Source organism: Desulfurobacteriaceae bacterium, assembly GCA_039832905.1.
In the GTDB taxonomy this organism is placed as follows: Bacteria; Aquificota; Aquificia; order Desulfurobacteriales; family Desulfurobacteriaceae; genus Desulfurobacterium.
Genome location: JBDOLX010000064.1, coordinates 1 through 10,781 on the forward strand (window position 1 = coordinate 1; position 10,781 = coordinate 10,781).

The window sequence follows — 10,781 nt, forward strand, 5'->3', positions numbered from 1 at the left end:
AAGTAAAGAGAGTTTGTATTTATTTAAAGGAAGATGAGTTAAAGAAAAGGATAGTTTCTCTTTTCAGAAAAAAGTTTCCAGATTGGGAGATTGTTTCCATATCGGTTCCTAGGATAATTATTCCTTATTCTTCGTTTAAAGATTCTTTGGAAGTTGAGAAGTTGGATAGGAGATATGCCCGCGTTAGGTACACAATTTTTCGTAATGGAAAGCCAGTAAAGAGAGTTTTCATTACCTTAAGAGTAGAGAAAAAACAAAGTGTAGTTGTTGCTAAGAAAAATATTCCCAAAGGAAAGATTATTACCTTTGAGGATTTAGAAGTTGTGAAACTTCCAGAAAGTAAAGCAAAGAATACTTTTTTATCTAAGGAAGAAGTTATTGGAAGAGTGGCCAGGAGAGATATAAGAAAAGGAGAAGTAATAAGGGAAAGGGATATACTTCCTCACTTTATTGTTTTTAAGGGGAAACCCGTAAAGGTTGTTTATTCGTCAGGAACTATTCACATTGAAATTTTGGGTATTGCTTTGGAAAATGGGAGCTTAGGGGATATAATAAAGGTAAAGAATATATCTACTGGAAAAGTCTTACTATGCAGAGTAATAGGAAATGGAATTGTAAAGTTTCTCTCAAAGTAGCTGTTTTTTTGGCATTTGGGTTTCTGTTTAGCTGTGGAGGAAGTAAGAAAGAAGTTAAATATGTTGTTAAGCCTCCGCCTCCTCCACCGGTAGAAGATGTTCAGCCAGTTTCTCCAGGTTCTTTATTTGTCGGTTATGATAACCTTTTCTCTGATGCAAAAGCTAGGAACGTTGGAGACATTATAACTATAAAGGTATACGAAAGCCTTTCAGGTCAAGGTAGTTCTCAAAGTCAAACGGGTAAGAAAACATCTTTTGATTTAACCTTAAATGCACCTCTTTTTCTAGGAAAAACGGTACCACGAAACACAAAAAATCCTCTTTTAGGATTTTCTACAAATCCTTCAAACAGCTTTTCAGGGCAAGAATCAACCAAGAGAGATGCAAAACTTGTGGCGACAATTTCCGCAAGGGTTGTAAAAGTTTATCCGAATGGGAATCTTTATATAGTTGGAGAAAAGATAGTAAAAATAAACGATGATACTCAGATTTTAAAAATTTCTGGAATTGTAAAACCTACCGATATAGAGCCGGATAACTCCGTACCTTCCTCGAAAATTGCCAATATGTATGTCGAATATAACGGAAAAGGTTTCATGGCTGAAAACCAAAGACCTGGTTGGCTTGCAAGATTTTTAATGAAAATTTGGCCCTTTTAAACGAGGATTAGTATGAGAGTTTTATTGTCTTTACTTTTACTCATTCTGCCAAACTTTTCTAATGCCATAGAGGTGAAGATAGGAACAGAAGTTAACATAGTCGGGGTTAGACCTAACTATTTAACAGGTTATGGAATTGTTGTAGGACTTGACGGTACCGGAGATGGAACAACAAGCATATTTACCCTTCAAAGTATTGCTAACATGCTAAAGAAAATGGGAATATACGTTGATCCTAAGGCAGTAAAGACAAAGAATGCTGCTGCGGTAATAGTTACGGCTAAACTTCCTCCTTTTGCTAAAGCTGGAATGACTTTTGATGTTGAAGTTGCTTCCCTTGGAGATGCTAAAAGTCTTGCTAATGGAATACTAATAAGAACTCCTCTCTTTGGTCCAGATGGAAAAATTTACGCGTTTGCTCAAGGACCGGTTTCAACAGGTGGAGGTTTCTCTGAATCAAACAAGGGAGGAAAAGTAAAAAAGAACTTTTCAACTACAGGAATGATTCCTAATGGTGGTATAGTTGAAAGGGACTTACCGTTTGAACTTTCAAACGAGAAAAGGTTAATTCTTACTCTAAAGCACCCAGACTTTACTAAAGCTGATGCTATAGCTAATGCCATAAATGAATATTTTGGTATTGATCTTGCAAAAGCAAGGGATTCAAGCACTATTGTTGTGAATTACCCAGAGGGAATAAACAAAGTTCAGTTTATTTCGGAAATTTTGAATTTAAAAATCAATGCAGAAACTGAACCAACAATAGTTATTTATGAAAGGACAGGTACCGTTATAATGAGCGGAGATATAAAAATAGAACCTCCTGTTTACGTTTCTCACGGAAACATTTATGTATCGGTTGTAAAGACACCACAAGTCTCTCAACCATTACCCTTTTCAAATGGAACTACAGTAACGGCAGAGAAAGTAACCACAACCGTTAAGGAAGAACACGGTAGAATCTTTGCTATAGAATCCCCTTCTTTAAAGGACTTAGTTAAGGCCCTGAATGAACTAGGGATATCACCAAGAGACCTAATAGCCATTATTCAAGCAATAAAAGCGACAGGGAAGCTTCACGCTAAAATCATCATAATGTAGTGGGGTAGGATGGTAGAAAAGATAGGAAAAATGTACTGGGATGTAGCTTCTTTGTCTCAAATAAAGAGTGATAAGGAAGCTATTAAGGAGTTTGAAGCTTACTTTGTAAGAATTTTCTTAAAAGAGGCAAGAAAATCCATTCCTGAAGGATTGTTTAATACCTCTTTTTCTTCAAAATTCTACTTTGATATGCTTGATATGCAGCTTTCGGAGATTTTTGCCCAGCAGGATCCTCTAGGTTTTGAAAGATTTTTCGAGAAAGCTTTAGAAAGCTATCAGAAGGTGAAAAAAGGATAGTAAATGAAAGAGTCGTTGGCTCTTTACTATAGTAAGTTTCACAAGTACTCAGATGTTATTTTTGTTGTTCTTATCTTGGCTATTCTGGGTTCTATGATCCTTCCTGTTCCTCCTCTACTTCTTGATATCCTTTTAACGGCAAGTATCACATTCTCTTTAGTCATTCTCATGACAACCGTTTATGTGAATCATCCTTTAGAACTTTCATCTTTCCCTTCCCTTCTATTGTTAGCAACCCTTTTTAGACTTTCTCTAAACGTTGCCACAACAAGGCGGATTTTGCTACACGGACATGAAGGACCAGACGCAGCAGGAAGTGTAATAAAAGCTTTCGGTCAGTTTGTTGTAGGTGGTAATTATGTTGTTGGAATTGTTGTCTTTCTAATACTGGTTGTTATTAACTACATAGTGATAACAAAAGGTACAGAAAGGATTTCTGAGGTTGCTGCAAGGTTTACTCTTGATGCTATGCCCGGTAAACAAATGAGTATTGATGCAGATCTTAATGCAGGTCTTATAGACGATAAAGAAGCAAGGAGAAGGAGAGAGGAAATTGCTCGTGAAGCGGACTTTTATGGGGCAATGGATGGTGCTTCTAAGTTCATAAGGGGAGATGCAATAGCAGGAATAATAATCACTTTAATAAACATACTCGGTGGTTTAGCTATTGGAATTTTACAACACAATATGAGCTTTGCTGATGCTGCAAAAACTTTTACCATTTTGACAGTGGGCGATGGTTTAGTTTCTCAAATACCTTCTCTTATTACTTCAACTGCAGCTGGTTTAATGGTTACAAGAGCTGCTGCAGAGACAGATCTTGGAAAAGAGATATTCAAACAACTTACAAGTTACTACAAAGCTCTCTTTATGGCTGCTGGAGCTTTAGCCGTTATAGGTATCGTTCCAGGAATGCCTACTTTACCATTTGCTTTACTTGCTGCTCTTATAGCCACTGTAGCATATATGGTTTACTTGGCGGACAAGAAAAAAGAAATGGAAGAAGCTGAGAAGAAAGCAAAGGAACTTTTAAAACAAGCTAAAGACGTTGAAGAAAAACCAGAGGAACTTGTTGTTCAGCCTGAGACTTTAACTATTGAGATAGGATATTCACTTATTCCCTATGTTGATGAAAGCCAAGATGGAGAAATTGTTCGAAAGATAAAAAGCTTACGGAAACAACTCACAAAAGAACTTGGGATTATTATTCCATTGGTTCACCTTAAAGATAACCTTGAGCTAAAACCAAACGAGTATAGGATTCTTTTAAGGGATGTTGAAATAGCTCGTGGAGAGGTTCAACCAGGAAAGTACTTAGCTATAGATACTGGAGGAGTGAGAGGACAAATAGAAGGAATTCCTACTAAGGAACCAGCCTTTGGATTGACAGCTTACTGGGTAGATGAGAAAAACAAAGACAAGGCGAAGCTTTTAGGCTATACAGTCGTAGATATTCCAACTGTCATTGTTACGCACCTTTCAGAAATTGTTAAGAAGCATGCCCATGAGATACTGGGAAGGGCAGAAACGAAGCAACTTGTAGATAACCTAAGCAAAAGGTATCCAATAGTAAAAGAAATAGTACCTGAGCAAGTACCACTGGGATTACTTACAAAGGTCCTTCAGAACCTTTTAAGGGAAAAAATACCTGTAAGAGATCTTCTTACAATTATCGAAGCGGTTTCCGATAACATAGAAAAAACTAGAGATCCTGAAATACTGACTGAGTTTGCAAGACAGTCCCTTTCAAGGCTTATTTCTCACTTGTACGCTAAAGATGGTATTTTAACTGCTATTTCTTTAGATCCAGAAACTGAGAACTATATACTTTCTAAAGTAAAAGAAAATGATGGATACTTGCCACCACTAGATCCAATTTTTGTTCAAAATCTTGTAAAGAACATAACTTCAAATCTTGAAAAGTTTATAATTAATCAAAGTACACCTGTTTTAATCACTTCTCCGGCTGTTAGGAGATTTGTAAAGAGGATTATTGAACCGTATCTGCCTAGTGTAGCTGTTATATCTTATGCGGAGATAGAACCAGGACTAAAAGTAAATCTTGTAGGGACGGTGAAAGCATAATGAGTGTTAGAGTTTATGAGGGAGAAAGTCTTGACTCCTTAATAGAGAAGGCAAAGAGAGAATTAGGAGAGGATATAGACATTCTCTACTACGAGATAGAAAAAGAGAGAAACATTTTACCTTTCTTTAGTAAGAAAAAGTATAGGCTTTTCGTTATGCCGAAGGAAAAAGTGGAAGATAGCCCGTCCCAAAAGATAGAAGAGGAATTACATGAATTAAAAGAGATGCTTTTATCCATTAAAAGTTCCGTTTTGGAAAATAAAGTTCCTTCTTTACCTGTTCCTCAACATGTAGAAACGGTTCCATCCTGTAACGATAAGTTCTTTGAAGATTTTACAGGAGATGCTCTTGAATTAATAAAGATTCTAATCGGTAAAGGAGTAAAACCAGAAATAGCAGAGGAGATCGTTAGGGAATCCTGTGGTCTTGATATAGAAACGGAAAAATTGGATCTAAATACTTCAACCTTTAAAGAGGCATTAGTAAATGGTATAGAAAAACGTATAAAGTTTTCAGGAGAATTTGATGTAAAACCTCCGGAGAAAGTGGTTTATGCTTTTGTTGGACCAACTGGAGTTGGAAAAACAACTAACCTCTTTAAGGTTGCTTCTCACTTTGTTTTAGAGAAAGACTTAAAGGTTGGCGTGATTACAACAGATACTTTTAAAGTTGGAGCAGTTCAACAAGTAAGAACTTATGCATCTATTCTTAACATTCCTTTTTTTGTGGTGAATGACTCAAAAAGATTAAGAGAAGTTTTGAATCAACTTGAGAATTTAGATGTCATACTAATAGATACCGTTGGAAGAAGTCATTATGATTACTGGCGTCTTGGAGAAATAAAAGCAACTCTTAGTAGCATAAACTTGCCAATGAACGTAATTTTAGTTATCAGCTGCAACTACGAAATTGGAGAAGCGGTAGAAGTGGTTAACAGATATAGAACTTTTTTCCCAGTAAGTTCTATCTTCTTTACAAAAATAGACGAGACGTCTTCTCCAGGAATTTTACTAAACTTGCCAATTCTTGTTGATTTGCCAGTTTCTTACATTAGTACAGGACAGAGAGTACCTGAGGATATGAAGCTTTTGACACCACAAGTAATTGCCGATTACATCTTAGGGAAGTAGATGGGAACTCAAGCAGAAAATTTAGTTAAGCTTGTAAAAAGAAAGTCTTCTGTATCTTCTAAATGTAAGGTCATATCCTTTGTTAGCGGTAAAGGAGGAGTAGGAAAAACCAACATTGCTATTTCTTTGGCTTATATATTAGCCAATTTCTTTTCAAAAAAAGTTTTACTTCTTGATGCAGATATTGGACTTGGGAATATTCATGTTTTGCTTGGGTTGAACAATAGCAAAAACCTCAAGAGTGTTTTTCTTGGAAAGACTTTGCAGGATATAGTTCAAAGGACTTTTGGTTTTGATGTCATCCTAGGGTTTTCTGGAATAGAAACGATAGAAGAACTGGAATCTACTGATACTTCCAACTTTGTTTTCCAGCTAGAAGAAATATTATCGGATTACGATTACGTTCTTATAGATAATTCTGCAGGGTTGAATAGGAATACAATAAGTTTTTCACGGGTTGCATCTACAACTTACGTGATTACAGCTCCAGAACCGACTGCTTTAACCGATGCTTATGCCTTTATAAAGTCTCTTTATAGGATTTACGGTTATGGTAATTTTAAGGTTGTAGTAAATATGTGTCGTTCTACATCCGAAGGTTTTGAAACTTTTGAGAGGCTTAAGTTTTCTTGTGAAAATTTTTTAGGAATATCTCCCCGTCTTGCAAGTGTCCTACCATTTTCAAAGAAGGTTAAGGAAGCTGTTTTAAGGAAACAAATAGTTGTTAAAGAATTTCCTTCGGATCCTTTTTCTGTAGGGTTAAAGAAAATTGCACAAGAGGAAACAGGAGAAGTGCTTCACGAAAGAAAAGAAAGTTTCATATCAAGATTGATCAGAGTTTTTAAAGAAGGAGCGTGAATGTACACAAAAACAAGAAAAGAACTCGTTTTGGAGTATCTTCCACTTGTTAAGAAGATAGCAAACAAAATATATAGGAGAATACCGGAAGGAGTTTTAGAATTTGATGAGCTTGTTAATGTAGGAGTCATAGGTCTAATAAAAGCTATAGAGAAATATGATGAGACGAAAGCAAAGTTTTCAACTTATGCTTACATAAAAATTAGGGGAGAGATACTTGACTTTTTGCGAAGTTTGGACTTTCTGCCAAGAAGCCTGAGAGAAAAGGTAAAAAATTCTGAAGACCTAAGAGAGTTAAAGGAAGAAATAATCTCTTTTATAAGTATAGAGGAACATCTTTTTGGGGATTCTGATAGGTTTAAAATAAAGGACATACTTACGTCAGACACGAGAACACCGGAAGAAGAAGTAATAGTCAAGGAGTTGAAGGAGAGACTTACAGGAGCTCTATCAAAACTTTCGGAGAGAGAACAGCTTATTCTGCAACTAATATTTGTTGAAGAACTTGATTTGAAGTCTATTTCAGAAATTCTCAACATATCGATTTCTCGGGTATCTCAAATAAAAACAGTAGCACTAAAGAAACTTAGTAAGTATCTGTCCAATTCGGTATAATGATAATTTGAAAGGCTGTGAAGGGGTTTTTTATGAATATTCTTTACCTTTTACTTGGTTTAGATGGAGGAACTCCTAAGTTTAAGGGGGACAGTTTAAAACCGGAAGAAGGAAGTATTTCTTTTAGCTCTATTTTTGAAGAGGAGTTTACTAAAAATTCAATAGATAAATTAAAGTCTTTTTCCGACTTTTCAAAAACTTTCCGGGATCTCCCTAATTCACAGTTTCTCCTGCAGAACGCTATCCTCTTTGGAAAAAAGAGAGAAGAAGGCGAAAGAATTTTTCTCTCCTCAAAGTTTAAATCTAAATCTGTAATGTCTATTGTGAAAGGGCTGAATAATAAGTCGCTACGCAGTTTCCGTAAGGAAGATAATACTTCCCTTCTTATTTCAGTGAAAGATGGCCTAGAAAAAAGAAAGGTAGATAAAGGAACTAGGAATGGAACAGTTTCTGAAAGGAAGGAAGAGAGAAAAACTTTAGAAAACTTTATCTACAATAATGAGTTTCATATGCCAATTAAAAAGGATATTTCCTCTAAAAGAAGAGAGGATACGGATGCCGTAATGTCCGTTAAAACAGGACAAGGATCATTCTGTAATCTTTCAATTGGAAATCCTAAGACACCTTTTATTTCAACTGAGAGAATTTCAGCTATCAAGGTAAGTTTTCTTAAAAAAGGTAGTCAACATAAAGATACAACTATAGGTTCCTCCGAAAAAATGTCTGACGAAGTCTATTTGGGAATACGTGAAAAGGAGATGGAGACTACCCAAAGGAAACGAATTTTCTATGAGAACTTTCCTTTAGGAGAGAAAGGGAAAGAAACTCCTTTAGATGTTCAAGACAAGAAGTTAGGAAGGAAAGAAGTAACTATAAATGTTTCTTCGTTATCAAAGGAGATGTTTAACATTGAGGAAAACTTTTTTATTGATATTAAAGATACTATTGACAAAGGTTCTCAGGATGCCCTTATCTTAACCAGTCTTGAACGGGATAGGGTCCGTTTCCCTTTACTAAAAAATAGAAAATTTGCTGAACTTAAGGATGAAAGGATTATAAGGGTTTCCCGTGAAAATACGCAGAATGTTGTTGAAAAGGATAGTCCGGGAAAGAAAAAAAGTGGAACTAGAATATGGAAGAAGAATAGTTCCTCTTTTGAAACTAAACTTTTTGTGAAAGAGAGAGGAGGAGAAATAGAAAGGTTATATGCAAGAACTAATTCAGGTAATGCAAATGTTGAAACTACCTTAGAAACTAATGTAGTTTCTTTTGACTTTCAGGAGGAGAAGAGAAAAGCTTCTTTAAAGAAAAATTTCACATCTTCTGTTTCTAACTTGAAGTTTGGACAGGAATTGGTTAGTAAGCTTACAGAATTACCTCAAAGCCAATCTTTTAGTGACCAGTATAATCAAGGATCAGAAGGAAGTGGGAATTTCTCTAATGGTTCTGAAACTTCCAATTTTTCTAAAGGAGATACTTTTTCTCATTTTAAGCTTGATTTTCAAGAACTTTCCTTAAGGGCAAAGGTTTTTAATGAAACTTTTAATTTATCTATAGACTTCCATGAAAGTATAAAAATTGATTCTGGACTGATTGAAGAGATAAAGTCTATTATTGAGTCTTCAGGACTTACACCAGGAAAGATAAAACTGAGAGTAAAGGGTAAAACCTATTTTGAGGAAAGAAAAGAAAACAGTGAAGGGAGTTTGGTTCTGAGAGTCTAAAGATGAGATTTTTGGGTATGTTTTTTGTTCTATTGCTATTTTTTTGTTCGTTCTCACTCGCACAAGAAGATAACGAATTTAGAAAGGATGAGTATCTTTTCAAACAAGGGGTAAAACAGTACGAAATAGGTTCCTACTCAACGGCTCTTGAATACTTCTTAAGACTTATGAAGCCCGAAACTCCTTACTACAAAAAATCTCTTCTTATGCTTTCAAAAACCTACTACGGTATAGGTAAAAAGACAGGAGAAAAGAAATACCTTTGGCAGGCTTTAAACTATCTCCAGCTTTATTTCATAGAAGAGGATAAGCTTCCGTGGGACTTTTACTATATGAAGGCAAAAATATACGAAAGTCTTTCTTTTTATGAACAAGCCCTTGCTGTTTACAGAGTGGCATTCTTAAAGGCGGAAAACGAGAAGCAGCGTATAGCTACAACAGTTGGAATCCTAAGAACGGCTGTAGCCATTAGGAGAAGTGATTTAGTAGAAGAGTATTACATCCTTATTAGCACAGCTGTTTTAACACCTTCTCAAGAGCAGGAAGTTGAATTCGTTAAAGGGCTAATCTTTTTTAGTAAAGGTAGGTATGAAAAAGCTCTTCCCCACTTTATGAAGGTTTATAGAAAGTACGAGAACTACTTAGTAGATAATCCAGAATACTATTACACTGTTGCAGAAAACCTTTACAGAATTGGAAAACTTACCCTTGCTGAACAACTTTTTAGAAGGATTGTAAGTCTTACTAGAGGTAAGCAGGTCATTAGAAGGGCTATTTTAAGACTTGGGGACATTGAGCTTAAAAGAAAAAATTTGAAGTTAGCTCTTGCTTACTACTATTCCATAATTTGGGACTATCCAGAAAGTCAGGAGGCAGTAGTAGCAAGACTAAAACTGATTCCTCTTCAAGAAGAGTATCCCATTGTAAAATACAGACTTTCCCTTTCTGAAGATTCTGCTTTTAAGGATCCGATAAAGTATATTGCCCAAGTTCTTGTAAACTATAGAACAACCTATGTTGGAATATATGCCCTTGCTGACTTGGGATACCTTGTCTTTAAACTAAATGCATTAAAACCCATCTTTGAAAGGTTGGTTTGGGAAGTTTCTCTCGTTTTTCCAGAACAAGTTAAGTATGAACAAAGAGAATTTTTAAGATCTTTATGGACTAACTACCTTCTAGACCTTGAATCCAGTAAGCTTTGTGAACTTTATAGGTCAAATAAAAGATTTTTTCAGGAGATTTTCCAAAGGGATGTACTCCTAAGGATTTCTTTTGCTCTTAAAGATTGTAATCAAAGGGAGTCAAGGATAGAGCTACTTAAATACATAGTAAACAAGTGGAATTCAGATGAAGATATTATTCTAATGGCTCAAGCTCTGTTTGATAATAAGGATTTTCTTGATGCTCTAAAAGTTCTGAGGAAAGTTAAAAACAAAAAAGTATGTAATTACGAAAAACTTCGTTTAGAAGTAGCAATGTTCTTACCTATAAAGGTTAGATTTAATGAGAAAAAGTTAAATAAACTTTGCAAAAAGAAGAAAAAAAGTGAAGAGATTTCTGCCATAAAGATATTTTACTTAACAAAGAAAGGAAACTTGGATAGAGCTTTCAACTTATTCAAGAGAGAGAAAGAAAAGATTGTTAAAAGTTATGAAAAAAGCATAGTCGTTAAAG

Annotated in this window: 10 protein-coding genes; all 10 read left to right on the forward strand. The window is 35.3% G+C overall.

Features of this window, described 5'->3' with window-relative positions; genetic code table 11:
* A partial coding sequence (gene flgA / locus ABGX27_04445; protein ID MEO2068742.1) for a flagellar basal body P-ring formation chaperone FlgA occupies positions 1-635 on the forward strand: 635 nt, incomplete at its 5' end.
* Entirely contained in the window at positions 590-1,294 is a 705-nt protein-coding gene (locus tag ABGX27_04450; protein MEO2068743.1) for a flagellar basal body L-ring protein FlgH, read from the forward strand. The genes flgA and ABGX27_04450, both read left to right, overlap by 46 nt.
* Before the next feature lie 12 nt (positions 1,295-1,306).
* Entirely contained in the window at positions 1,307-2,395 is a 1,089-nt protein-coding gene (locus ABGX27_04455) for a flagellar basal body P-ring protein FlgI (protein ID MEO2068744.1), read from the forward strand.
* A gap of 9 nt (positions 2,396-2,404) precedes the next feature.
* Positions 2,405-2,692: a rod-binding protein gene (locus ABGX27_04460; protein ID MEO2068745.1), complete on the forward strand. Its 288-nt coding sequence runs from the start codon at positions 2,405-2,407 to the stop codon at positions 2,690-2,692.
* 3 nt (positions 2,693-2,695) lie between these two features.
* On the forward strand, positions 2,696-4,777 hold the full coding sequence (gene flhA / locus ABGX27_04465; protein ID MEO2068746.1) for a flagellar biosynthesis protein FlhA: 2,082 nt from the start codon (positions 2,696-2,698) through the stop codon (positions 4,775-4,777).
* Positions 4,777-5,907: a flagellar biosynthesis protein FlhF gene (locus ABGX27_04470; GenBank protein MEO2068747.1), complete on the forward strand. Its 1,131-nt coding sequence runs from the start codon at positions 4,777-4,779 to the stop codon at positions 5,905-5,907. The genes flhA and ABGX27_04470 overlap by 1 nt, the downstream gene beginning before the upstream one ends.
* Positions 5,908-6,765, forward strand: a complete 858-nt coding sequence (locus ABGX27_04475) for a MinD/ParA family protein (GenBank protein ID MEO2068748.1) — start codon at positions 5,908-5,910, stop codon at positions 6,763-6,765. It abuts the gene before it with no gap.
* Positions 6,766-7,380 carry a sigma-70 family RNA polymerase sigma factor gene (locus tag ABGX27_04480; protein MEO2068749.1) on the forward strand — a complete coding sequence of 205 codons (615 nt, stop codon included), beginning with the start codon at positions 6,766-6,768 and terminating at the stop codon, positions 7,378-7,380. It abuts the gene before it with no gap.
* A 32-nt stretch (positions 7,381-7,412) separates the two neighbouring features.
* Complete coding sequence (locus tag ABGX27_04485) at positions 7,413-9,104, forward strand: hypothetical protein (protein ID MEO2068750.1); 1,692 nt, start codon at positions 7,413-7,415, stop codon at positions 9,102-9,104.
* Positions 9,105-9,106: 2 nt separating this feature from the next.
* On the forward strand, positions 9,107-10,781 hold a 1,675-nt coding region (locus tag ABGX27_04490), incomplete at its 3' end, for a tetratricopeptide repeat protein (GenBank protein MEO2068751.1).

What these genes read in the sequence shown, in the direction of transcription:
- flhA (MEO2068746.1), top strand. Translation starts at nt 2,696, where the DNA reads ATGAAAGAGTCGTTGGCTCTTTACTATAGTAAGTTTCACAAGTACTCA.
- ABGX27_04455 (MEO2068744.1), top strand. Translation starts at nt 1,307, where the DNA reads ATGAGAGTTTTATTGTCTTTACTTTTACTCATTCTGCCAAACTTTTCT.
- ABGX27_04450 (MEO2068743.1), top strand. Translation starts at nt 590, where the DNA reads ATGCAGAGTAATAGGAAATGGAATTGTAAAGTTTCTCTCAAAGTAGCT.
- ABGX27_04475 (MEO2068748.1), top strand. Translation starts at nt 5,908, where the DNA reads ATGGGAACTCAAGCAGAAAATTTAGTTAAGCTTGTAAAAAGAAAGTCT.
- ABGX27_04460 (MEO2068745.1), top strand. Translation starts at nt 2,405, where the DNA reads ATGGTAGAAAAGATAGGAAAAATGTACTGGGATGTAGCTTCTTTGTCT.
- ABGX27_04480 (MEO2068749.1), top strand. Translation starts at nt 6,766, where the DNA reads ATGTACACAAAAACAAGAAAAGAACTCGTTTTGGAGTATCTTCCACTT.
- ABGX27_04485 (MEO2068750.1), top strand. Translation starts at nt 7,413, where the DNA reads ATGAATATTCTTTACCTTTTACTTGGTTTAGATGGAGGAACTCCTAAG.
- ABGX27_04470 (MEO2068747.1), top strand. Translation starts at nt 4,777, where the DNA reads ATGAGTGTTAGAGTTTATGAGGGAGAAAGTCTTGACTCCTTAATAGAG.